Annotated in this window: 25 protein-coding genes; 17 read left to right on the plus strand and 8 right to left on the minus strand. The window is 68.8% G+C overall.

Annotated elements, in window-relative coordinates:
- Positions 1-47: 47 nt before the first annotated feature.
- On the plus strand, positions 48-752 hold the full coding sequence (locus H6A07_RS03260) for a DNA alkylation repair protein (RefSeq protein WP_204813457.1): 705 nt from the start codon (positions 48-50) through the stop codon (positions 750-752).
- Positions 753-783: 31 nt separating this feature from the next.
- Here the strand turns inward: H6A07_RS03260 and H6A07_RS03265 are convergent, their stop codons facing one another.
- Together H6A07_RS03265 and H6A07_RS03270 are read right to left on the minus strand one after the other, a co-directional pair.
- A complete protein-coding gene (locus H6A07_RS03265; RefSeq protein ID WP_204813459.1) occupies positions 784-1050 on the minus strand; it encodes a type II toxin-antitoxin system PemK/MazF family toxin in 267 nt (88 codons plus the stop codon).
- The gene (locus tag H6A07_RS03270; RefSeq protein WP_342636549.1) at positions 1040-1354 is read right to left on the minus strand and encodes a type II toxin-antitoxin system RelB/DinJ family antitoxin; all 315 of its coding nucleotides are present in this window, start codon (positions 1352-1354) and stop codon (positions 1040-1042) included. The genes H6A07_RS03265 and H6A07_RS03270 overlap by 11 nt, the downstream gene beginning before the upstream one ends.
- Before the next feature lie 363 nt (positions 1355-1717).
- On the opposite strand from H6A07_RS03270, the gene H6A07_RS03275 reads away from it, so the two are divergent.
- Together H6A07_RS03275 and H6A07_RS03280 are read left to right on the plus strand one after the other, a co-directional pair.
- Complete coding sequence (locus H6A07_RS03275; protein WP_204813461.1) at positions 1718-2251, plus strand: RNA polymerase sigma factor; 534 nt, start codon at positions 1718-1720, stop codon at positions 2249-2251.
- The gene (locus H6A07_RS03280) at positions 2235-3371 is read left to right on the plus strand and encodes a DUF4179 domain-containing protein (protein WP_204813463.1); all 1137 of its coding nucleotides are present in this window, start codon (positions 2235-2237) and stop codon (positions 3369-3371) included. Before H6A07_RS03275 ends, H6A07_RS03280 begins: the two co-directional genes overlap by 17 nt.
- 80 nt (positions 3372-3451) lie before the next feature.
- Here the strand turns inward: H6A07_RS03280 and H6A07_RS03285 are convergent, their stop codons facing one another.
- The 3 genes from H6A07_RS03285 to H6A07_RS03295 are packed head-to-tail and all read right to left on the minus strand — an operon-like array spanning position 3452 to position 4875.
- A complete protein-coding gene (locus H6A07_RS03285; RefSeq protein WP_204813465.1) occupies positions 3452-3901 on the minus strand; it encodes a PH domain-containing protein in 450 nt (149 codons plus the stop codon).
- Between the two features lie 25 nt (positions 3902-3926).
- The gene (locus tag H6A07_RS03290; RefSeq protein WP_204813468.1) at positions 3927-4610 is read right to left on the minus strand and encodes an SdpI family protein; all 684 of its coding nucleotides are present in this window, start codon (positions 4608-4610) and stop codon (positions 3927-3929) included.
- The gene (locus H6A07_RS03295; protein WP_204813470.1) at positions 4600-4875 is read right to left on the minus strand and encodes an autorepressor SdpR family transcription factor; all 276 of its coding nucleotides are present in this window, start codon (positions 4873-4875) and stop codon (positions 4600-4602) included. Before H6A07_RS03295 ends, H6A07_RS03290 begins: the two co-directional genes overlap by 11 nt.
- A 159-nt stretch (positions 4876-5034) precedes the next feature.
- Here H6A07_RS03295 and H6A07_RS03300 point away from each other — a divergent pair, with 159 nt between their 5' ends.
- The 3 genes from H6A07_RS03300 to H6A07_RS03310 all read left to right on the plus strand — a co-directional run bounded on the left by H6A07_RS03300 (position 5035) and on the right by H6A07_RS03310 (position 6228).
- On the plus strand, positions 5035-5244 hold the full coding sequence (locus H6A07_RS03300) for a hypothetical protein (RefSeq protein ID WP_204813472.1): 210 nt from the start codon (positions 5035-5037) through the stop codon (positions 5242-5244).
- Positions 5241-5564 carry a hypothetical protein gene (locus H6A07_RS03305; protein ID WP_204813474.1) on the plus strand — a complete coding sequence of 108 codons (324 nt, stop codon included), beginning with the start codon at positions 5241-5243 and terminating at the stop codon, positions 5562-5564. The genes H6A07_RS03300 and H6A07_RS03305 overlap by 4 nt, the downstream gene beginning before the upstream one ends.
- A gap of 211 nt (positions 5565-5775) precedes the next feature.
- Positions 5776-6228, plus strand: a complete 453-nt coding sequence (locus H6A07_RS03310; protein ID WP_204813476.1) for a GNAT family N-acetyltransferase — start codon at positions 5776-5778, stop codon at positions 6226-6228.
- On the opposite strand, the gene H6A07_RS03315 is transcribed toward H6A07_RS03310, so the two are convergent.
- Positions 6222-6443: a hypothetical protein gene (locus tag H6A07_RS03315; RefSeq protein ID WP_204813478.1), complete on the minus strand. Its 222-nt coding sequence runs from the start codon at positions 6441-6443 to the stop codon at positions 6222-6224. The two genes, H6A07_RS03310 and H6A07_RS03315, sit on opposite strands and share 7 nt — an antisense overlap.
- 154 nt (positions 6444-6597) lie before the next feature.
- On the opposite strand from H6A07_RS03315, the gene H6A07_RS03320 reads away from it, so the two are divergent.
- From H6A07_RS03320 to H6A07_RS03355, 8 genes are all read left to right on the plus strand, one after another.
- Positions 6598-6906 (plus strand): PadR family transcriptional regulator, encoded by a 309-nt coding sequence (locus H6A07_RS03320; protein WP_239471039.1) that lies wholly within the window; start codon positions 6598-6600, stop codon positions 6904-6906.
- Entirely contained in the window at positions 6893-7519 is a 627-nt protein-coding gene (locus H6A07_RS03325) for a DUF1700 domain-containing protein (protein ID WP_204813482.1), read from the plus strand. Before H6A07_RS03320 ends, H6A07_RS03325 begins: the two co-directional genes overlap by 14 nt.
- 15 nt (positions 7520-7534) lie before the next feature.
- Positions 7535-7813 carry a hypothetical protein gene (locus H6A07_RS03330; protein ID WP_204813484.1) on the plus strand — a complete coding sequence of 93 codons (279 nt, stop codon included), beginning with the start codon at positions 7535-7537 and terminating at the stop codon, positions 7811-7813.
- A gap of 391 nt (positions 7814-8204) precedes the next feature.
- Positions 8205-9944 carry an ABC transporter ATP-binding protein/permease gene (locus H6A07_RS03335; protein WP_204813486.1) on the plus strand — a complete coding sequence of 580 codons (1740 nt, stop codon included), beginning with the start codon at positions 8205-8207 and terminating at the stop codon, positions 9942-9944.
- Positions 9941-11581 (plus strand): thiol reductant ABC exporter subunit CydC, encoded by a 1641-nt coding sequence (gene cydC, locus H6A07_RS03340; protein ID WP_342636550.1) that lies wholly within the window; start codon positions 9941-9943, stop codon positions 11579-11581. The genes H6A07_RS03335 and cydC overlap by 4 nt, the downstream gene beginning before the upstream one ends.
- Positions 11581-11955, plus strand: a complete 375-nt coding sequence (locus H6A07_RS03345; protein WP_204813488.1) for a nitrous oxide-stimulated promoter family protein — start codon at positions 11581-11583, stop codon at positions 11953-11955. Before cydC ends, H6A07_RS03345 begins: the two co-directional genes overlap by 1 nt.
- Before the next feature lie 9 nt (positions 11956-11964).
- Positions 11965-12351: a YbaN family protein gene (locus H6A07_RS03350; protein ID WP_204813490.1), complete on the plus strand. Its 387-nt coding sequence runs from the start codon at positions 11965-11967 to the stop codon at positions 12349-12351.
- 40 nt (positions 12352-12391) lie between these two features.
- Positions 12392-12757: a heavy-metal-associated domain-containing protein gene (locus H6A07_RS03355; protein WP_204813492.1), complete on the plus strand. Its 366-nt coding sequence runs from the start codon at positions 12392-12394 to the stop codon at positions 12755-12757.
- A gap of 86 nt (positions 12758-12843) precedes the next feature.
- Here the strand turns inward: H6A07_RS03355 and H6A07_RS03360 are convergent, their stop codons facing one another.
- Both H6A07_RS03360 and H6A07_RS03365 read right to left on the minus strand, forming a co-directional pair.
- Complete coding sequence (locus H6A07_RS03360) at positions 12844-14577, minus strand: ABC transporter ATP-binding protein (RefSeq protein WP_204813495.1); 1734 nt, start codon at positions 14575-14577, stop codon at positions 12844-12846.
- Positions 14578-16413 carry an ABC transporter ATP-binding protein gene (locus H6A07_RS03365; protein WP_204813497.1) on the minus strand — a complete coding sequence of 612 codons (1836 nt, stop codon included), beginning with the start codon at positions 16411-16413 and terminating at the stop codon, positions 14578-14580. It lies immediately after the preceding gene.
- Between the two features lie 134 nt (positions 16414-16547).
- On the opposite strand from H6A07_RS03365, the gene H6A07_RS03370 reads away from it, so the two are divergent.
- The 3 genes from H6A07_RS03370 to H6A07_RS03380 all read left to right on the plus strand — a co-directional run bounded on the left by H6A07_RS03370 (position 16548) and on the right by H6A07_RS03380 (position 22583).
- Positions 16548-17552: a helix-turn-helix domain-containing protein gene (locus H6A07_RS03370; RefSeq protein WP_204813499.1), complete on the plus strand. Its 1005-nt coding sequence runs from the start codon at positions 16548-16550 to the stop codon at positions 17550-17552.
- A 2120-nt stretch (positions 17553-19672) separates the two neighbouring features.
- Complete coding sequence (locus H6A07_RS03375; RefSeq protein WP_204813501.1) at positions 19673-21925, plus strand: hypothetical protein; 2253 nt, start codon at positions 19673-19675, stop codon at positions 21923-21925.
- Positions 21912-22583 (plus strand): ABC transporter ATP-binding protein, encoded by a 672-nt coding sequence (locus H6A07_RS03380; protein WP_204813503.1) that lies wholly within the window; start codon positions 21912-21914, stop codon positions 22581-22583. Before H6A07_RS03375 ends, H6A07_RS03380 begins: the two co-directional genes overlap by 14 nt.
- Positions 22584-22795 lie beyond the last annotated feature (212 nt).

A 22795-nucleotide genomic window follows, 5' to 3' on the forward strand; every position in this document is an offset into this window, starting at 1 on the left:
CAGACTAGATGCGCCAGGCGAGATGGACAGCGCGGGAAGGGGCAGCTATGGACAACGCGATCGCGCGCATCCGGCGTGAGCTCGAGGCGCTTGTCGACCCTGAGTACCGGGACTTCCAGGCGGGGCTCGTGCCGACCGTCGACCCCGCGCGCATCCTCGGCGTGCGCACGCCGGCGCTGCGCAGCTACGCCAAGCAGCTTGCCCGCGAGCGAGCGTCCGACGCGCGTGCCTTTCTCGCCGCGCTCCCGCACGAGACCTACGACGAGAACAACCTGCACGGCGAGCTCATCGGGCTGCTCGCGAAGACGCCAGCGGAGGCGTTTGGCCTTCTCGACGCCTTTCTCCCGCACGTCGACAACTGGGCGACCTGCGACCTCATCCGCGTCCCCGCCTTCAAGCGCGACCTGCCGGCAGTGTTCGGGCGCATCTGCGGCTGGGTCGCCGCGGAGCCGGAGTACGTGGTGCGCTTTGGCGTGGTCCAGCTCATGACGCTCTTCCTGGATGACGCCTTCGAGCCCGGGCACCTTGACCTCGTGGCCGCCATCGACCGTCCGGAGTACTACGTCAACATGGCACGTGCCTGGTACTTCTCGTTTGCCCTGATCAAGCAGCCTGCGGCAACGCTGCCTCTCTTTGAGCGGCGGCCCTGTGCCCTCGACGCCTGGACGCACAACAAGGCGCTCCAGAAGGCGCGCGAGAGCCGTCGCGTCACGCCGGAGCAGAAGGCGTACCTGCAGTCGCTCAAGGTGTGAGCCGAGGCATGGCCCCGCTCCGCCAGGGCGCTTACGCCGACGGTCTCAGCCTCGCCGCGAGCTCCGCGAAGTCCATGCGCCCCTGTGCGTCCGTCATCACGAAGCTCGTTCGATCGAGCCCGCTATCCGTGGAAGGCTCGACTCGAACGCGGGTTGGTATGCCAGAGCTCTCGAACGTTGTCATCAAGCAGAGCACGACGGAATCGAAGCCTCTTATCTTGTCGCTCTGCACGATGACAACCGGTCGTGCTTTGCTCGCGTAGAGGTCGTCCTTCATCGTCCAGATTTCACCGCGCATCGTCCATCATCCTTAGCGCGAGTCGATCGGAAAACTCCGCCGCCTCCTGCTCGGAGGCGAAGGCCTCGATTTTGGGCTCAGGGAGGCGCACCTCAAACGGGAAGCCGCGATGGGCATTGAACGCGGAGACGAAGATGCGCATCGCATTCGCCGGCGTGATGCCCAGCAGGCGGGTTGTCTCGCGGAAGCGAGCTGCCTCGGCATCTTCTACACGGGTGGCAAGTTGTGAACTCGTAACAGCCTCCAACATTTTGTTTAGATTTGTTATGAATTGTACCCAATACGTCACATTTGTTCCGCTCACTGCATCTCCTTTCCAAGTGCGGTAGATGTACCCTGTGGCGTCTTAGAGAAATCTTGCGGCAGACCAAGTTCGCTCCAAGCCTGCTTCTTCGACGGATAACGTGCCGGTATCGGAGATGACGGCGCGGCACGCGTGTTACCCCTTCGGGTGTGTACGAAGTTGCGGAGTTGATGTTCTTCTCGCCAGCGTGCTGAGCTGCGGAAACGCCGAGAAGGACCGTGAATCAGAAACTAAACTTCGTACACAACCGGAGAGGGGGGCCAAAAACACCGTCACATCTGGCGTGCGCCCGTGTGTATTAGATGACGGGGTGGCGGCCGCGCCCCGGCGGCACTATGACGGACGTGAGAGGAGGCGGGTTCGATGCAGACGCAAGTCCCCCGGAGCGCGCTGGACCGGGACCCCGAGCGGCTCGTGCGCGCCTACGCCGACCTGGTCCTGCGCGTGTGCTACACCTACCTGCGCTCGACGGCCGATGCCGAGGACGTCTGCCAGGACACCCTCGTGAAGCTGCTCCTGCGTGAGGAGCCGTTCCGTGACCCCGGCCACGAGCGCGCGTGGGTCGTCCGCGTGGCGGTGAACGCCTGCAAGAACCTGCTGCGCGATCGCGGCGCCCATCCCGAGGCGGACCTCGACGCAGTGCCGGAGCCGGCAGCACCGCCGGTGCCGGGGGAGGACGCGCTCCGGCAGCGCGACGACCGCGTGCTCGCGGCGGTGATGGCGCTCCCGCTCCCGCAGCGCGAGGCGGTCTACCTGCACTACTACGAAGGCTACCCCACGCGCGAGGTCGCGCGGATCGTGGGCGCCACGGACGCCGCCGTGCGCCAGCGCCTGAGCCGCGCCCGCGCCCGGCTGAGAGACGACCTGAAGGGAGACTACGATGACTTCCCCGCTTGATAGCTACACCGCCTCGTTGGACGGGCTGCGCTTCTCCGACGAGGCCAAGGCCCGAATGGTCGAGAGTCTGCGCGCGGCTGCGGCCGCAGGAGACGCCGAGAAGAACGCTCAGCTCGAAGCCCCTGCCGAGATCCTGACCATGCCAGCGCGCCGCCCTGCTCGGCACCCGCGTCGCTGGGCGCGCGTCGCCGCCGGGCTCGTGCTGGCGCTCACGCTGGGCGGGGGCGCCACCGTCGCCGTGGCGGCGGGCGTGCTGCCCAACCCGGCTGACGTGCTCTCGGACGTCTTCGGCGGCGCGCCGGCCCAGACCGAGCTCCTGAACGACGTGGGTCGTCCGATCGGCGCGAGCGCGACCTCGAACGGCGTCACCGTGACGGCCGAGGCCGTGGTGGGCGACCGGTTCAATTACGCCGTCGCGTACTCCATCGAGTTTGAGGACCCCTCCGTGCTCGAGGGGGTCGAGCGTCACGAGGGCGGCACCCTGACCTACGTGGGGAATGCGTTCCTGCGCGTGGACGGCGCGATGAGTGGCGGCGGCTTCGTCCGACTCTACGACGCCGACCCCGGTGACAACACGCTGCAGCTCGTGCAGGTCATGGGGGTGCAGACGTGGAACGACGCGGGCATTGTGGGCCGCACGGCGCGCTTCTCGATGAGCAAGCTCGAGATCTTCACCGACGAGGGGGAGATTGAGACCCTGGCGGCCGGCGACTGGAACCTCAAGTTCGAGATGAACTACGTGGACACGACCGTCGACCTGCCGGCGGGCCAGACAACGACGTGGCAGGGGTCGGCCGTCACGATCGACGCCGTGGCGGTGTCCTCCCTCGGCGTCACGGTGGACTACACGATTGACCGGCAGATGGGCGACCTCGGCCCCTCGGGCAAGATGAGCGACGAGGCCCTGGCTGAGCAGGCGGCCGTGATAGGCCTCCCCGTCGTCGTGACCTTTGCGGACGGCACGACGTTCGACGCCACGGACGCCAACGGTGGCTCCACGAAGCAGGGCGACGGCAGGAGCACCGTCTCCAAGGCGACGACCTACGACCGCATTGTGGACGCGCACGACATCGTGAGCGTGACGGTGGGCGACGTGGAGATTCCCGTGAACGCCGCGTAGATCCACAACAACAGCGTGCTGCGGGAGGGGCGAGCCGTCCGAGCGGCTCGCCCCTCTTGTCGCTCTTTTCCTGGCGTGAGTTACGCGCTGGACCGCAGGCCGCACCTGCGCTCGAGCTCCGCCACGAGGGCGTCGTTGTCCTTCACCGAGACGATGGCGTCGCCGTCTTGGGGCGCCTCGATGTAGACGCGGTCGAGCGAGTTGGCCGTCCCCGCCCAGAGCGTCCTGGTGCGCCGGACGCTCCTCACGTGGGCGTAGGGGATCGCCGTGCGCGTCCCGGCGTACACGACGACGAGGCGGTCGCCGTAGAGCTCGACGCGGTTGCTGCGGACGGGCAGGGCGGCCAGGGCCGCGAAGGCGGAGACGGGCAGGAGCGCGAGCCAGCCCCACGGGGACGAGGGGCCCGCGCCCGCGAAGCACGCCACGCACCCGAGGGAGAGTCCGCCCGCGACGATTGCCATGACCGCCACGAACCACGGGTCGGTCCTGCCGGGGAGCACCCGCTCCGGCCGCTCGTTCTTCTCGCTCATCGCAGCCTCCCTCCCGACGCCCTCCCTAGCGGCCCTCGCGCCGCCAGACAAGGAAGCTGTAGACGCCCACGACGAGGGTCGCGAGCAGGACCGCCACCATGCCGACCCAGAACGACGCCTCGGGCGCCACGGACGAGAGCAGGGCGGCGACGAGCATCGCCACGCCCGCGACCACGAAGACGGGGCCGGCGAAGCGGTGCGTGCGGTGCCAGTTGTCCTCGCTCGCGAGCGTCCAGGGCGTGCGGATGCCGAAGGTGTAGTTGGGCTTGACGCGCGGCAGGTAGTTGCCGAGCGCGACCATGAGGGCGCCGAGCGCGAGGAGGATTACCGTCGAGACGAGCGAGCCTCCCTCGGGCACGAGGCCAGAGGCGGTGAGCGGCGTCATCCACGAGACGGCAACCATGAAGAGGGTGATCGCGGCGCTCATGCCCAGGTAGACGCCGCGGAAGCGCTCGAAGTTGCGCCCCTTGGGGTCGAGGCGCGGGACGGCGAGCATGACGAGCGCGACGACGAGCGGCATGGCCGCCATGGCGAGCGTGCCCGCCTTGTCGCCCCAGCCGTCGACCGCGCCGTCGGCGCCCCAGTGCGTGGGCACCGTCTGGGGCATGGCGGGGTAGGCCAGCAGCGCATACGCCGCCAGATGGACGACCACCGCCGCGAACAGGACGACCCAGAAGACGCGCTCGCCGCGCCCAAGCTCAACCTTCATCCGAAGCCTCCGTTTCCGTGAGCCCGAGGAACCATGAGATGAGGCCCTGCAGGACGGTGGTGTCCAGCCGGTAGAGGACGTTCCTGCCCCGGCGCTCCGCCTCCACAAGGCCCGCCTCGCGCAGGACCTCGAGGTGGTGCGAGAGCGTCGCCTTGTTCTGGGGGAAGTGCTCGCCGATCTCTCCCGCCGTCATGTCCCGCTCGCCGAGAAGCTCGAGGATGCGGCGCGTGGGGTCAGAGAGCGCCTTGAACCCGTCGCCGACCATCTCGCCTCCTCTCGCTGCGGACCTCCTGCGGTGGAGTATACCCTCGTTGGTTCGATGGATGCCGTATAGTTCGATGTTCGTCGAAATGTTGGGCTGAGCGGCGGCATTTCCGGCGAGCCGAGACTATACTGCTCATACGTCGTCGCCCGGGGAGGTGCCATGGGATACAGCAGGAGCGAGCCGCACCGCCCGTGCCTGCGGCGGCACAGCTACGGTGGCTCCGAGGTGTGGTTCACGAACAGCCCGGAGAGCGAGGGCGGCTTTGACACGCTGGACGTCGACATGGGCAAAGCCATTGCCGATCTGAGGCGACTTGCGGGCGGGGGCGCCGCAAACGATATGCCTTCCAAGGGAAAGGAAAGGCCGTGATTTCCGGGGTCGTGCTTGCCGTCGCAAGCGTTATATCGCTTCTAGCGGGTATCAAGATGGTTGCGAGAAGAACGTGCTCTCCGCTCAAGGCCGTCCACCGGAGCAATCTCACGCCGGAGGGCGAGCGGCGGCTCTCCCTCGTGTGCGGACCGGCGCTCCTGGTCGTCGGGGCCTCGTTTGCCGTGTCGGCGTATCTTGCCCTCTTCGTGGGGGATGCGGCCAGTGGTGCGCAGACGCTCATCGGGATTGTGGGCATAGCGCTTCCTGCCCTGATCATCTTGCTCGCCATCAGACGCTACAACGGGTCTGTCACGTCCTGACGCTGAGAGCCGGGCGTCCTTCTCGCCATCAGCCCGTCCCTTTCCGGGTGTGTACGAAGTTGCAGAATTAATACGGTACCTAGCAGCAACATTTCCGCAGGTAAACGACGTAACGAGAAGAACATCAACTCTGCAACTCCGTACATAGCCGGAAGGACGGGAGGAAGAGGGGGCGACCTAGGCTATGCTTTATGCGCCGCGAGGAGGTGCCATGGGATACCAGCTCAGAACCATCAAGACGCCCGAGGTGGCGCGGCTCGAGCCGCTCTATCGCGAGCTCGCGCGGCACCATAACGAGGTCTCCGCGCACTTTGGCGGCAGCTATCCCAGCGTGCCGATCGAGGGCCAGCTGCGCGAGTGCGCCGAAGACCTCGCTGCGGGCAAGGCGGAGGTGGCGGTTATCGAGAAGTGCGGCGAGCTGATCGCCCTCTGCAAGGTAGACGTTGTCGGCAACCGCGGCTATCTCGACGAGCTGGTCGTCATGCCCGGACATCGCGGGCAGGGCCTTGGCTCGCGGCTCATGGACTGGGCGGACGGCGTCTTTCGGGCGCGCGACGTGCGCCAGGTCGAGCTCAGGGTCATCGTGGGCAACGAGGGCGCGCGACGCCTCTACGAGCGCCACGGCTTCCTGCCCTCGGTGCTGGAGATGCGACGGCCTCAGTAGCGCGGCCGGCGAGCGCCGCCGTCCCGCTTGCCGCTTCGACCCGTCTTGGCGTTCGCGCCGTACTTCTCGGCCAGCTGCTTGAGCTCGTCTACGGCCCGCTCGTCCTTCTCGCCCATGCTGGGCACGTCAAAGGGGCAGTCGGGCAGGTCCGTGTACCAGATTTGCGTGCCGCCGAGGGAGTTCTTCTTCCAGTAGGGCCAGTGCGGGATGTCCATCTGCGCCTCCGTTGGAACGGACTGCGTCCAGTATCCAGTATAGGGCAGGGACCTACAGTAATCTGCTGAATGAGTGTTGACACTGGATACTATGCGTCATATAGTGTGTTTCACACAGTATATGACGAGAGGAGGTGTGCGGATGGAGGCTCAGATGAAGCGCGGTTTCCTGGAGGCCTGCGTGCTCGCGGCCTTATGCGGCGAGGAGTCCTACGGCTACCAGATCGTCAAGGACGTGCCCGCCAGCATGGGGCTCACGGAGTCCACGCTTTACCCGCTGCTCAAGCGCCTGGAGAAGGCCGGCTGCATCACGGCGCGCTCCGCCGAGCACAACGGGCGGCTACGCCGGTACTACCGCATCACGGACGCCGGCCGCGAGCGCATCGAGGAGTTCCTGGCCGAATGGCCGTCCGTGCAGGAGATCTATCGTTACGTGGAGGGGGCGCACCATGACGCGCGATGAGTTCCTGGGCCGGCTGGGCGAGCTGCTCGCCTGCCTGCCGGCGGATCAGGTGGAGGAGACCAAGCAGTTCTACGCGGAGGCCATCGCCGACCGCATGGAGGACGGGATGTCCGAGGAGGAGGCCGTGGCCGCCATGGGCGCGCCCGGCGAGGTGGCGGAGGCCACGCTCGACGACCTGCCCGCCGTGCCGCGCGCGATTGCCCGGACGCGCCGGCGCAGCACCGCGCTGCTGTGGGTGCTCACCATCGTGGGGCCGCCCGTGTGGGTGCCGCTGTTGCTGGCCTTTGCCGCCGTGGCCGTCACGATCTACGTCTGCATCTGGGTGCTGGCGCTCTGCGTATGGATCATCGCCGCGTGCTTCGGTGCCGTGGGGGTCACAAACCTCGCGCTCATGACCGTGGGCGTTAAGGTCGGCCTCATTCCGTACGCACTCGTGACGCTGGGATGCGGCATCGCGCTTCTCGGCGTGGCGCTTCTCGTTGGCGCGGGCGCCTGGGCGGTCTCCAAGCAGATCGCGCGCCTCTCGGCGCTCTGGGCGAAAAAGGCCGTCTCGCCCTTCTGGAAGAGCCGGGGCGAGAAGAACGGTGCGTCCGCTGCGCACCTCATGGCGTAGGAAGGGGCGAGCATTATGACCAGTGCAAAGAGGATCTATCTTGCTGTGGCGGGCGGTCTTGTGGCTGCGGGCCTTGTCCTCGCGGGCATCGGATATGTTGCCTCGGGCTGCAACCCGGCCGTATTCACGACGCAGCTTGACGCCCGCAGCGGGGAGATCGTTCTCGGAGGAGTTGAGGTGGAAGGCCCCATTGGCATGTACAACCTCGACCGAATCTTCGATCTGGGCCAGATTGACATCGCGGCTCCCGAGGCGCCGGAGGCTCCATTGGCGCCGTCAGCGGTGACCGAGTGAGGCGGTTCAGACGCGTTGATCTTTCGCCGACCATACATACCTGTCACTTTTACCCTCAAATAAGGCCAAAACTGACAGGTATGTATGGTCGGCCGTTTTATACGCCCGGTCGGCAGCATGGAAATGTGCCGGGAAGCCCGTGACCCGCCGGGTCGCCGACGAGAGTGGTCGCGAAATCGTGACGTTTGACAGGCGGCCCGGCGCGCTGCTGGGCAGGGTAGGGGGCTAGCGGGCCAGCTCCCGAATGGCGTCGGCCACTGCCCTGATGTGCCCCTCTGTCGCGCGCGGCCGCCCCGCTCCGCGCCAAAAGTTATTCTCGGTTAACAACCTCTTCAGAATAGTTTACGCTGTCTAACAGAGTGGACCGCAGCAGGAGAGGGAGCAGCGCGTGATGATTGACCGGAGGCTTGTCGGCGTCGTGCCGGGGAGCATGAAGTACGTGTGTGCGAGCGTGGTCCTCCAGTGGGCGTCGCTCGTGGCCAACATGGGCATGGTGCTCGTTATCTGCCGGACGCTGTCCCTGCTCTGGGCGGGCGTGGCGGGCGAGAAGGACCTCGTACTTCTCGCCGCCAGCGTGATTGTGACGGCCGTCGTGCGCGGCCTCGCCGCCGCAGGCTCCGTGCGCATGGGGTTTCTCGCCAGCCGTGAGGTCAAGCGCACGCTGCGCCACCGCATCTACGAGAAGCTCCTGCGCCTGGGGCCAAGCTACCGCGAGAGCGTGCGTACCTCCGAGGTCGTGCAGGTGGCGGTGGAGGGCTGCGACCAGCTGGAGACCTACTTCGGCGCATACCTGCCGCAGTTCTTCTACGCCTTGCTCGCGCCGCTCACGCTCTTTGTGGCCCTGGCCTTTGTGAACGTGCCGGCGGCCGTGGTGCTGCTCGTGTGCGTGCCGCTCATCCCGGTGGCCATCGCCGTGGTGCAGACCTGGGCAAAGAAGCTGCTCGGCCGCTACTGGGGCCAGTACACCGAGCTCGGCGACACGTTCCTGGAGAACCTCCAGGGCCTCACCACCCTCAAGGTCTATCAGGCTGACGAGTTCAAACAGGCCGAGATGAACGAGCAGGCCGAGAAGTTCCGGCGCATTACCATGCGCGTGCTCACGATGCAGCTCAACTCCATCACGATCATGGACCTCGTGGCATACGGCGGGGCGGCCGCCGGCGTGGCGGTGGCGCTCACGCAGATGACGGCGGGTGCCGTTGACCTGGGCGGGTGCCTCGCCATCATCCTGCTGGCGGCGGACTACTTCATTCCCATGCGCCAGCTGGGGTCGTTCTTCCACGTGGCCATGAACGGCATGGCAGCGAGCGAGAAGATCTTTCGGCTGCTGGGTCTGCTGGAGCCGCCGGCGGGTGGGGAGGCGTTTCCTGCGCGGTGCGACGTGCGTGTCCGTGACCTGCGCTTCTCCTACGACGGCGAACGCGAGGTGCTCTCCGGCGTGAGCCTCGACGTGCCGGCGGGCGGCTTCGTGGCCGTGGTGGGCGAGTCCGGCTGTGGCAAGTCCACGCTCGCGACGCTCCTGCTGGGGCGGCTGCGCGGGTATCGCGGCTCGCTTACGGTGGGCGGCGTGGAGGTGGGCGCGCTCGACGCGGCCGATCTGCTTGCCCACGTGACGTACGTGGGGCACGAGAGCTACCTCTTCAAGGGGACGGTGCGAGAGAACCTGCTGGTCGCGGCGCCGGGGGCGAACGATGACGCGCTCTGGGCCGCGCTTGAGGACACGCGGCTGGCGTCCTTCCTGCGCGGCGAGGCCGGGCTGGACACGGTGCTTGCCGAACGCGGCTCCAACCTCTCCGGCGGTCAGCGCCAGCGCTTGGCCATCGCCCGCGCGCTCTTGCACGAGACACCGGTCTACGTCTTTGACGAGGCCACCTCCAACGTGGATGCGGAGAGCGAGGATGCCATCATGGCGGCTGTCCGCGGGCTGGCCGGGCGTGCGACGGTGGTCCTCATCTCGCACCGCCTGGCCAACGTGGTGGGGGCGGACGAGATCTTCGTGCTCGACGGCGGTCGCGTGGTGGAGTATGGGCGTCACGACGAGCTCGTTGCCGCGGATGGCCGCTACGCGACGCTCTGGCGCGCCCAGCGCGAGCTCGAGGAATACGGCGAGACGAGGGGGATGGTCGCATGAGGGTGATGCTGCGGCTCGTGGGGCTGGTGCGGCCGCTCATGGGATTCATGGCGCTGGCCGTCCTCATGGGGCTTCTCGGCCACGTCTGCGCGGCGGCGATCACGGTGCTCGGTGGCTACGGCGTGCTCGCGGTGCTGGACGCGGGCGCGGCGGCCCCGCTCGCGGGCCTCATCGTGGCGATGGTGGTCTGCGCCGTGGCGCGCGGCCTGCTCCGCTACGGCGAGCAGGCGTGCAACCACTTCATCGCGTTCAAGCTGCTCGCGCTTGTCCGCGACCGGGTGTTCCGGGCGCTTCGTCGCCTGACCCCGGCCAAGCTCGAGGGGCGCGACCGCGGCGACCTCATCTCGCTCATCACCTCGGACATCGAGCTCCTCGAGGTCTTCTACGCACACACCATCTCGCCCGCCGCGATTGCGCTTCTCTTCTGTGCGGGCGCCTGTGCCTTCATCGGGAGCTTCCACCCGCTGCTCGCCGTCGTGGCCGCGGCGTCGTACCTCGCCGTGGGCGTGGCGTGCCCCTTCGTCGCGGCGCGCCTGGCCGGGGACGCCGGTGCGCGCTTCCGCGCTGGTGCGGGCGAGCTCTCGAGCTTCGTGCTGGAGAGCCTGCGCGGCCTGGACGAGATTCTGCAGTACGGCGCGGGCGCGGAGCGCCTGGCTCAGATGGACGAGCGGTCCTGCGCGCTCGCCGCGGACGAGGAGCGCATGAAGCGCGCCACCGGTCGCGCGACGGCGCTCACCAACACGGTCATTCTCGCCTGCGATCTGGTCATGCTGCTCGTTGCGGCGGCGCTTCACCGCGCCGGTGTCGTGAGCTTTGACGGGGTGCTCATCCCCGTGCTCGCGCTCATGAGCTCGTTCGGCCCGGTGGTGGCGCTCGCGAACCTGGGCTCCACGCTGCAGCCTACCCTCGCGGCGGGGGAGCGCGTGCTCGCCATCCTGGACGAGGAGCCGGTCACGCCGGAGGTCATGGGCCAGGAGCAGGTGGGCTTTGACGGCGCCGCCGCGAGCCATGTGGGCTTCTCCTACGGAGACGAGCGCGTGCTCACGGACGTCTCGCTCGAGGCGCCGGCCGGCAGAATCGTGGGCATCACCGGGCGCTCCGGCTCCGGCAAGTCCACGCTGCTGCGCCTCTTCATGCGGTTCTGGGACGTAGATGAGGGGAGCGTATCCGTCTCCGGGCGCGACGTGCGACACGTGGACACGGCCAACCTGCGCGAGCTGGAGTCCCTCGTCACGCAGGAGACGCACCTCTTCCACGACAGCATCCGCAACAACCTGCGCATCGCGCGCCTCGACGCCACGGACGAAGAGATCGAGGCGGCCTGCCGCAAGGCATCGGTCCATGACTTCGTGATGAGCCTGCCGGCGGGCTACGACATGCCGGTCGGCGAGCTCGGCGACACGCTCTCCGGCGGCGAGCGGCAGCGCCTGGGGCTTGCGCGCGCCTTCCTGCACGATGCCCCGTTCATGCTGCTCGACGAGCCCACGAGCAACCTCGACAGCCTGAACGAGGCCGTCATCCTGCGCTCCATTGCCGAGGAGCGCGCCGGGCGGACGGTCCTTCTCGTTTCCCACCGGCCGTCCACGATGCGCATCGCCGACACCGTGGTCTGCGTTGAGAACGGGAGGGTCAGCTGATGGCGCGCACGCCCGACACCGCGCGCGTGGCGGCCAAGCGCGAGAAGCGCATGGTGTCCGAGATGATTGCGCTCTACTGCCGCAAGCGCCACGGCACGCGCGGCGGCGAGCTCTGCCCGGAGTGCGCCGAGCTCGCGGAGTACGCGCGGCAGCGCAGCGACCGCTGCCCCTTCATGGAGACCAAGACCTTCTGCTCAAACTGCCGCGTGCACTGCTACAAGGCGGAGATGCGCGAGAAGATCCGCGAGGTCATGCGCTTCTCGGGGCCGCGCATGATCTTCCACCACCCCGTGGCGGCCGTACGTCACGTCATCGAGACCAAGGCCGAGAAGAGGCGACTGTGGAAAAGGGACAGTCCCTTTTCCACATCGTAAGGAGGACGCATGAAGGTGAAGAAGGTGTTGCTTGTTGCGCTGGGCTGTGTGGGACTTGCGCTGGGGGCCATCGGAGCGGTGGTTCCGCTGCTGCCGGCGTTTCCGTTTCTCATGCTCGCGGCGTTCTGCTTTGCCAAGAGCTCGGAGCGGCTGCACACGTGGTTCACGAACACCAAGCTCTACAAGAAGAACCTCGAGAGCTACGTGAGGGGCCAGGGCATGGACTGGGCCACCAAGATCCGCGTGATGGTCACGGTGACCGTGCTCATGTCCATCGGCTTTGTCATGATGCACGCGGTGCGCGTGGGCCGGATCGTCCTCGCGTGCGTGTGGGTGTTCCACATCCTGTACTTCTGCTTCGGCGTGAAGACCCGCCGCGTCCCCGCCGAGGCGTGAGCGACGGGCGAGAAGAACGTGGGCTCGTAAGGAGGTTGCCATGATCAACGTCATTATCGTTCTGGCCGTGGTGGCGGTCGTCCTTCTCGCCGCCCGCCGCTACCTGCGGACGCTGCGCCGGGGCGGCTGCGGCTGCGGGTGCTCCGGCGGGGGAGAGTCCCACGTCGCGCGCCCGACGGTCGCCGACACCAACGAGGCGCACTATCCCTACTCGGCCGAGCTCACCGTCGGGGGGATGCACTGCGAGCACTGCCTTGCCGCCGTGGAGACTGCGCTTGACGGCATCGGCGGCGTGTGGGCGCGCGCGAGCCTGCCCGACCGCGTGCGCGTGCTCTCCAAGGACCCGATCGACCCTGCGGCGCTGGCCGCGGCGGTCGAGGCGGCGGGCTATCGCGTGGCGGGGTAGAGGCGGCCGGCTGGCCGCGCGCATGAGGAGGGGCCGCCCACGGGGTGCCGCGGGCGGCCCCTCTGCACAACCGTCGCGCCGGGCGGCTACAGCGCCCAGTCCGCGCTCTCGCCCTGCAGGCGCACCATGCGGGCGAAGAGGCCGCCCGCTGCGAGCAGCTCCTCCGGCGAGCCCTGCTCGGCCACGCGGCCGTCCTCGAGCACCACGACCTTGTCCGCACTCAGGACGGTGCGCATGCGGTGGGCGATCACGATGACGGTCTTGCCGGCGAGCAGGCGCGAGAGCGCGCCCTGGACCTGCGTCTCGTTCTCCACGTCGAGCGACGCCGTTGCCTCGTCCAGAAGCACGACCGGCGCGTCCTTGAGGAGCGCCCGCGCGATGGAGATGCGCTGGCGCTCTCCGCCGGAGAGGCGCGCGCCGTTCTCGCCGATCATCGTGTCGTAGCCCTGGGGAAGTCGGCTCACGAACTCGTCGCAGTTAGCCGCCTGCGCCGCAGCGAGCACCTCCTCGTCGGTGGCGCCGCGCCGACCCAGTCGGATGTTGCCCATCACCGTGTCGTCAAAGAGCAGCACGTCCTGGAAGACCACGGAGAAGTCACCGAGAAGGACCTCGGGGTCCACGGCTGCCACGTCCACGCCGCCCACGGTTACGCGGCCCGTGTCGGCATCCCACAGGCGCGCAGCCAGGCGGGCGCAGGTGGACTTGCCGGAGCCGGACGGTCCCACGAGCGCCGTGACTTCGCCCTCGCGTGCCGTGAACGTCACGCCGTCCAGGACCTTCTCGCCACGATCGTAGGAGAAGGACACGTCCTCAAAGGTAACGTCGTGCCCGGCAGGCTCGTACGTCTCGCCGCCCTGCGCGAGCGGCTCCTCGTAGAAGCCCTTCATGCGCGCCGCAGCGGTCTTGGCCGAGAAGAGCTCGGCGATGAGCATGAGGCACTGGTCGAAGGGCGCGTAGATGCGGCTCACCACCACAAGGAAGGCGAAGAGCGTCATGAACGAGCAGGAGCCCTCCAGGATGAGCGCCGCGCCCACGAGCACCGTGGTGGCGAGGCCCAGGCGCAGCACGATCTGGGCCCCGTTCACGGCGATGCCGCACGCGATCTCCGAGCGGGCGGCCTGGCGCTCCGCGGCGTCGACGTCCGCATGGATGTGCTCGAGGTAGCGCTCCTCCTGGTTGGTCGCGCGCACCTCGCGCACGCACTCGAGTGCCTCCTGGATGTCCTCCGAGGTGGCAAGGCCGCGCATGCGCGTGGCCTCCATCATGGGCTGGAGCGCACGCCGCGCGCCGAAGAGGATGGCGAGCCCCACCGGGCAGCTCCAGAGCGACGCGAGCGCGAGCCGCCAGTCAAAGGAGAACAGGCAGACGGCCGCCACGGCGAGCGTGATGTAGGCGCCGTAGAGCTCGGGCAGCACGTGGCTGTAGGCGTGCTCGGTGGTCTTGACGTCGGTCATGAGGGTCTCGGTGAGGTCGGCCAGGTCGCGACGGCCGAAGAAGCCCAGGGGCAGCTTGCGCAGGCGCTCGGCGAGACCGATGCGCTGCCTGCCGCTCTCCTTGTAGATGACGCCGTACTGGTAGTAGTAGGCCCAGTACTCAGCCACAAAGAGCGCGACGGCAAAGGCGACGAGGCCAGCTGCGTACGGGAGGAGGTCAGGCAACGGCGCGCCCTCGGTGAGGTGCGCCACGAGCTCGCTCATGAGCAAGTAGAGGGCGCCCACGCCGCCAAAGACCACGAGGTTTGCCGCAGCCGTCCACACGGCGCCGAGCTTTACGTTCTTCAGACCCTCGTCGGTGAGGGCGTACTTCTCCTGGATGCTCATCTACTCCACCTCCGCGGCGCTCGTGATGCGCCAGCTCACGGACTTCTCGTAGTCGGCCCACATGCGGGCGTAGAGGCCGCCCGCCCCCAGCAGCTCGTCGTGCGTGCCCTGCTCGGCCACGCGACCGGCGTCAAGCACCACGATCTTGTCGGCGCTCCGCACCGTGGAGAGGCGGTGCGCGATCATGAGGACGGTGCGCGGCGAGCCGTCGCGCCCTCGGGCGAGGCGCTTGAAGGCGGCCTGGATCTTGACCTCGTTCTCGGGGTCGGCGAAGGCCGTCGCCTCGTCGAGCACCACCACCGGGGCATCCTTCAAGATGGCGCGGGCGATCATGAGGCGCTGCACCTCACCGCCGGAGAGGTGGGTGCCGCCCGTCCCCACGAGCGTGTCGGCACCCTGGGGGAGCTTCTCCAGGATGTCCGCGCACTGGGCGGCCTCAAGCGCGGCGAGCGCCTCCTCGCGGGTGGCCTCGGGGCGCGCGGCGCGCACGTTCTCCAGGATCGTCTGGCGGAAGGGCCGGTTGGCCTGGAAGACAAAGGCCACGCGGTCCATGAGGTCGTGCGGGTCCATCTCGCGCACGTCCACGCCGCCGAGCGTCACGCGCCCGGCGTCCACGTCCCAGAAGCGCGGCACGAGGCTCGCCGCCGTGGTCTTGCCGCCGCCGGAGGGGCCCACGAGCGCCACCGTCGCGCCGGCCGGCACCTCAAAGCTCACGTGGTCGAGCGCCGGAGCGTCCGCGCCCTCGTAGGTAAAGGTCACGTCCTCGAAGCGGATGGCGTTGCCCGCGGGCATGCGGGGCGCGACGGGGGCGGAGATCACGGGCGCGGCCAGCACCTCCTCGACGCGCGAGACCGCATCTGCGGCGGACTGGAACGCCTCGGACATGAACATCACGCGCGTCATGGCGGTGGGAATCACGGCCGAGAAGATCGCGTAGAACGCGAAGTTGGCCAGAAAGCGCGCGAAGTCGCCCTCGCCGGGTGCAACGAGGATGGCCACCGGCACGAGGAAGATCGCGACGCCGTTGATGATGGTGAGCGAGAGCGACTGCGGCGTCTGGCACCACGTGACGGCGTAGTCCTGCGCGAGCCGTGTGAACTCCTCGATGGCGTCGTGGAACGCACGGAAGCTGTAGACCGTCTGCTGGAACACCTTGACCACGGGAATGCCGCGCACGTACTCGGTGCCGGTCTTGTTCATCTTGACGAGCGACTCCATGTAGCGCGTCATGAAGTCCATGCCACGCCCGCCCATCATGTAGAACATGCAGCCGAGCGAGATGATCACCGCGACAAGACACGCGAGCCCGAGTCGCCAGTCAAAGACGAAGAACAGGACGAGCATGCCAACGATCATGGCGATGCTGCCTGCGGTGTCCGGGAGCTTGTGGGCGAGAAGCCCCTCGGTCTCGGCGGCGCAGCCGTCCACCACGCGGCGAAGCGCGCCGCTCGCGTGCGTGTCGAAGTAGCCCAGGCTCGCGTGCATGAGGTGGTCCGTGGTGCGCTTACGCATGTTGGACGCGCAGCGGAAGGCCGCGAGGTGCGTGCACATGAGGCCTGCGAAGTAGAGCAGGATGCTCGTGGCCGCAAGGCCGAACGCCCACCAGCCGTACGTGGCGATTCCGGTGGCGGCACCCCAGGCGGGCGCCACGGCGATGAGGTCGCGCGCAACGAGCCAGACGCAGACGTACGGACCAAAGCTCACGAACATCGAGACGGCCGAGAGCACGCAGCCCAGGTACGTGAGCGCCTTGCGCGGACCGGCGAAGGCGAGCAGTCGGCTCACGGCGCCCTTGACGCGCGCGCCTCTCGCCTTGTTTGCTTGAGAGTCAGACATCGAAGCCTCCTTGCCCTCGTGTCTTGATTGGCATTCCGCCGCACCGTATCATGGGAACTGTTACTTGTTAGCTATGGTTAACTAACCTTGGACGATTCCTCAAGGGAGATGGACGAACCCTCAAAATGACGGGCATGGGTGACATTCCCCGCGAGCTCGTTGCGCTCTTCGAGCCGCAGGTCGAGCAGCTTGGCGTGCGCCTCGAGCGTCGGGGCGGCATCTGGGTGGGCGAGACGCGCGGCTCCGTGGCGACAGGCTCGATGTGGCTTTGTGCGCCTATGCCGTACTGCCTCGTGCTCTGTCACGACGTCACTTCGCTTGAGGACATGCCGCTCTTCGAGGGGTCGCTCGGGCCGTATGCCTGCGCCTGCACGATGGGGGACGATGCGGTTTCGTGCTCGCGGGACTGCGGACTTCCGATCAGGTTCGTCGGCGCCGGGGGCGGCGCGCGCCGTCCGCATGACGAAGTGGCCACGTTCGTCGAGCGCGGCCCCCGCTCGCTCTCAAGTCGCCTGCTCGCCGGCCACGTCTACCGCTCTCGCTCAGTCATCTGTCTGCCCGACTTCTTCGACGAGCTGGACCGTAGCTATCCGGGGGAGTTCAGCGGGCTCTTCTCGGCGTTTGACGGCTCCTGGGGTCCCGAGGCCAAGGGGGCGATTCGCCATGCGCTCGGCAACATACCCGCGGGCCCGCCGCTCGGTCCCGGCGGTTCACTCGGGCTTCTCTCGACCGTCACCTCCCTCATGGCGTCTCTGGCGGCGGACGGGAGGGGCGTTGACAAAGATGAGGGCGCGCTGGTGAGCCATGCGAGGAAGCTCTTGTCGGCTGCCGTAGAGGAGGGTGGCGCGCCACCTTCCGTAGACGACCTCGCGCGCAAGCTCTATGTGAGCCGGTCACGACTATGCGATGCCTTCAAGCGCGAGACGGGGCAGAGCGTGGGCGCGTACGCGCGGCGGTTGCGACTGGAGCGCGCGTGCCGGCTTCTGGTGGCCGGCGATCTCACCGTCGCCGAGGTTGCCGACCTTCTTGGATACCCGAGTCCCTCAGCCTTCTGCCATGCCTTTTCCGACTTTACAGGCAAGCCTCCTCGCGTATGGAGAGAACGTGCTGCGATGGCGGATGGTGCGCCCATCCGATGAACGTTTCCACGGGTTAGGTTGTGCCGCCGCCGAAGACCCTCGTCGTTGCACGGGCTTCGTTCGGTTCGGACGTGTTCTCGAGGGGCTTGTTCGCGAGGAACCTGCCCTCAAAACCGACTTGTGAACATAAATGCACGTCTCACGTCCCAAATGGCCGGCTCACGGCGATCGGCAACTGGGGTTTTATGGCCAGAGAATCAGCCCTTGGCTCCCCATGCACTAGAAAACTGTTCACAAGTCGGTTTTGAAGGCAGGTGCTCTCTAAAGTATCGATTGGTGCTCGGCTTGCGGCGGTTAGGCGACGGCTGGGCGGTGCTAGGCGCCCGATCCGTCCTACCCGTCCCATCCTGGTGCGTAACCCCATCCTGGTGTGTACGTAGTTTCTAGATCGATATTCTCCTCGCCAAGCCTTCTACCTGCGGGTCTTTGATTTCTCGGTACCGTATTAATTTTGCAACTTCGTACACATCCGGAAAGAGGGGTACACACCCGGAGACGGGGTGCACGCTCGGGGGTGGGGCGTACACACCCGGAAGGGGGCGTCGCTGCCGTCTGCCGACGTATCGGCCGGGCGCGCGGCGCGCTCGGCCTATCATCATCCAAAGCTCTCTCAGATCGGGAGGATGACATGGCAGGGCGGGCAAGAAGGACGGCGCTCACGGTGCTCACGCGACCGCTCGTTATGCTGCTCGTTCTCACGGCGGCCCTTCTCTATGCGCGCCCCGCACTCAGCGGTGCGGCCCCGCGCGCGGACGTGCTTGCAGCGGTCCTGCCTGCCGGCCAGTACGAGGCCCTCGCGCGCGTCTACGAGAGCCAACGCTCCGCGCTTGCCCTCCTCGATGCTCAGGTCGGGCGCTCCGGCGGAGATCCGGTGCTCGAGCGCCAGCGCGACCTGCTCGCGGAGGACGCCGCCCTGCTCGGTCGCACCTGCGAGGCCAAGGACGCCCGGGAGCTCCTCCGCACCGTGGCGGCCTACGACGAGCGGCTCGCGCACCGGGGCCAGACCGCTCACAACGGCGCCTATCTCACCGCCGAGGCTACCCTCTACCGCGCCCTCGCGGAGCTCGACGAGCCCCGCGTGATCGAGGCGCCCGGGGAGATGCCCGCCGTCGTCTACCTGGCGACCAACCAGTTCGCCCTCGCGCCCGTCGTCGTTGCTGCGTCGGAGGCACTGGGTCTTGCATCCGCCGCGACCTACGACGGCTCGCTCGAGTTCCTCCTGTGGGCGGTGCCGCTCGCCGCGACGAGCTTTGCGGGCGTGTACCAGCTGACGCGCGTCGCTGCTCCGGGGCGCCGCCGCCCGGGCCGCGCCGTCGCGGTCGGGGTCGCGTGCGGATGTGTCGCCGCGTCCGCCGTCACCCTGCCCGCTGCGCTCGTCGCCATCCTGCGCAATGGAGTGGGCGACCTCGCCTATCCGCTCGCCTACCTGGACGGAGCGGGCGGCTACGTCGTCTCCGCCGCGGGCGTCCTGCTCGCCCAGCGCGCCCTGATGCTCGTTGCGAGCGCGCTGTTCTTCTCGGCCCTGGCTCATCTCTCGCTGCAGCTGTCCGGCCGTGCCGCCCCGGGCGGCATCGTGGCAGCTGGGGCCGTCGCCCTTGCCGCGCAGCCGTGGTGGTTCTTGCGGGGCAACCCCCTCCTGGACGCGGCGCGCCTCATCCCCGTGACGTACCTTGACCCGCTCCGGACCACGGGTGGGGGAGCCCCGAGCCTGGTCTCCACCCCGGCCTCGCTGGTCCCGGGGGCGGACGCGGCAATCGGCGCGCTCGTGCTCGCGCTCTCGGCCGCCCTGGTCGCGGCGACCCCGCAGCTGGTCGCCCTTCTCGCCTCCGCGACCTGCCGCTGGCGCGTGGCGGCCCAGCGTGCTCTGGCGTCGCGTCCGCCCGACCTCCTCCGCGCCGTGTGGCACCGCCTTGCCGCAGGGCTCTCCCGCAGCGTGCCCGCCCTGCTCGCCGGCGACCACCTGGCCCACGGCCCGCCGCCGATCACCGCAACGACCCCGTGCGCCGGCGCCCACCGACGCGCCCCAGGTGCTCGACTCCCCTCGCGCATCCGCGGACCTCCCGCCCGCCTTGGCATAGGCCGAGAAGGACGGGGACGCAGCTGTGTGAAGGGAGTCGAACATGCAGGCAAACAGGGGAGGGATGCGTCCGGCGGAGCTCGTGTTCGCCGCGCGGATCGCGCGCTGGACGGTGCGCACGCGGTGGCTGGGGCTGCTCGTGGCCGCGGTTGCGGCGTGCCTTGCGGCGTCGCTCGAGGCACCGGGCTTCTCCACGCTCGTGGGCGGTACGTACCACCCGGACACCATGGCGATGAACGCGGAGGTCGCCGGCCAGGTGTCCCAGGAGTGGCTGGACGCGCCCTCGCAGAGCGCCGCGGAGGAGCGCGCGAAGGAGGACGCGCGGCTGCGGGCGGCGGCGTATGCGGACTACCTCGCCGCCGCGGACGACCGTGGTCGCATAGGGGCGGCGATCAGGCTGATGGAGCTCTCGCTCGCCAATCCGCCGGTAGGGCAGGTGCGCGCCGAGGCGGAGCTCGAGCTCGCGTTCTACCGGCGGCTGCTTGAGACGGACGACCCGCGCCTCTACGGGAGCCTGGGCGAGATGCCGGCGCTCGTGCTGCTGGCCAGCCGCTGGCAGGACCACCTGTACGTCCCGCTCCTGAGCGACACGCTGGCCGCCCTCGCGCCGCCTGCGGGCGCCACGACCGGCGGCGACACCGGGCGCGAGGCCTACGTGCTCGCCCTCGCCCCCATGATCACGGCCATTGCGTGCGCGGCGCGCTGGCGTGCGGGCGAGCGCCTGCTCGGAGTCGTTCCCGTGGCCCGCGGCCTTGCCTCGGCGCTCGGCGTGGGCGCGTCCACCGTCGCTGGCTGGCTCGCGGTGGCGCTGACGCAGCTGCCGCTCGCCCTCGTGGCCGCGGTGCGCAACGGCGTGGGCGACCCGTCCTATCCGGTGGCCTTCTTTCGCGAGGGGGAACCGGTGCTCACCACCGCCGGCGCCGCGCTCGCGTCCATGGCGGCGTTCTACCTGCTCGTGGCGCTCTTCCTCGCGCTGGTGGCGGAGCTCGGCCTCGTGCTGACCCGCCGCCTGGCTCCCGGTGTGGCCGCGTGCGCGCTGCTCGCCCTCGTGCCGCTCGTGCCGGGCCATTACGGAAGTCTCTCGCCGCTGGGCGACCTGCTGCCCTGGCTGCCGAGCACCTACCTCGACGTCCCGCGCGTCGTGGGAGGTTGGGGCTACCAGGTGAACATGCTGAACAGCCCCGTCCCGGACGCACGCGTCAACCCCGCCACGGGCGCCGCGGTGCTCGGGGCGTGCGCGGCGGCGCTCGTGACGGTGCTGGCCGTGGCCCTTCTCGTCCGTAACCGGAGCGCTGGCCCACACGGCGGGGGAGCGCCTGGCGAGAAGAACGCGCACCCGGGGCCCCGCGCCCGCGGCGCCCACTTCGCAGGTGGCCGCAGCCGCGCGGCGGAGCACAAGGGCACCGGGCTTCTCGGCGTCTGCCTGCTCGTCCTGCGGCGCGGGCCGCTTCTGCCGTGCCTTGCGGCGCTGACGCTGGCGGCGTGCCTCGCGCCGGGCGCGCTGGGCTTCAGGACCGGGACGGACTCCTTCACGCGAGAGGCGTACGGGACCCGCTACCAGCAGCGCAGCCGAGCGCTGGGCGCGGACGGCGCGGTCCTCACCGCCGCCGAGGAGGAAGAGCTCGCGTGGCTGCGGGAGGTGGCCTTTGCGCCCGACGACGCCGCGTTCGCCTGGGCGGCGGCCGCCTTCGAGGCATGGCGGGCCGAGCGCGTCCGGGCGGGGGAGCTGGGGGACGGTGGCCCCCGTGAAGAGGGGGAGGCCGAGGCGCGCGCTGCGTACTTCTCGGCCCTGGCGTCCTCGGGCGACCCGCGCGTGCTGCTGAGTGCGGCCGAGCTGGCGCCGCTCTCGTACCTGGGATTTGTCTCGGTCCTGGCGCCTCCCGCCGTCATGGCCGCGCCGACCGTCGCCGCGGGTGCGGTGCTCGTCCGGCGCGTCTGCCGCGGGCTGCTCGCGCAGGTGCCGGCGTCCGGGCGCCGCCGCTTCTACGCGGTCGCGGCCGCCGTGGCACTCCCGGGCGCGGCTGTCTGCGGCGGCGCCTGGGCTGCCGCCGTGCTTGCGGCGTTCGTCCGCAACGGCACGGGTGACCCGGCCTACCCCTGCCTCTTCGTTCGCGGCGGCGCGCTCGTGGTCACGAGTTCATTCGATGCCGCCTGTGCCTACGTGCTCTGGAGCCTCGCCCTCTGCCTGGTCTGCTCGCTCGTCTGCGCACTTCTCGCCGTATTTCTCTGCCGCGACACCCGTCCTGCCCGCGTCCGCGGCGTCCTTGGAAAGGAGCCCCGTCATGCTCAGCGCTGAGAGCCTCACCCTCGGCTACGGAAGCCGCGTTCTACTCGACCACGTGTCCCTGGAGGTGCGCCCTGGCGTGATCACGGGCCTCATTGCGCCCAACGGGTACGGCAAGACCACGCTGCTGCGCGCCCTTGCGGGTCTGGGTACGGGCCGCGTGCGCGGCACGGTGCGCGTGGACGGCATCGCGCCGCGCGACACCCCGGCGCTACGCCGTGTGGTCTTCTACGCGCCCGGCGACGCCTCGCTGCTGTATCCCTCGCTCACGGTGCGCGAGCACCTCCGCGCCGCCGCCGACCTCTGGGGCTCGGGGATGGACGTGGACGCCCTGGCGCGCCGCTGCGGCGTGGACGGCTTTGCGGGAAAGCGCGTGCGGGCGCTCTCGCAGGGCATGAAGCAGCAGGTCACGCTGGCCGTAGCCTATCTCACGGGCGCGCGCTACCTGCTGCTGGACGAGCCCATGAACGCGCTCGACCCCACGAACGTGGGCATCAATACGCGGCTCCTGCGCGAGCTTGCGCGCGCGGGTCGCGGCGCGGTGCTGAGCTCGCACATCCTGGCCAACGTGGACGAGGTGGCCGACGAGGTGATCTTCATCAAGGACCGTCGCCTGCTCCTGGGCCACGGCGATTCGGCCGAGCTCTACCGGCGGCTCTACGAGACCTGACGCATCCCCGCCGTCGTCCGGCCGCGCCGTCCTTCTCGCCCGTGCCCAGCTCCCGCGTCCGCCCCTCCCTTCCGGGTGTGTACGAAGTTGCAAAATTAATACGGTACCTAGCGATCAAAGATCCGCAGGTAGACGCCTTGCCGAGAAGAACATCAGACTTGCAACTTCGTACACATCCGGAGGGGGAGGGGGCGCTCACATCCAGAGGGGGC

It is taken from the genome of Olsenella uli (assembly GCF_016899935.1).
In the GTDB taxonomy this organism is placed as follows: Bacteria; Actinomycetota; Coriobacteriia; order Coriobacteriales; family Atopobiaceae; genus Thermophilibacter; species Thermophilibacter uli_B.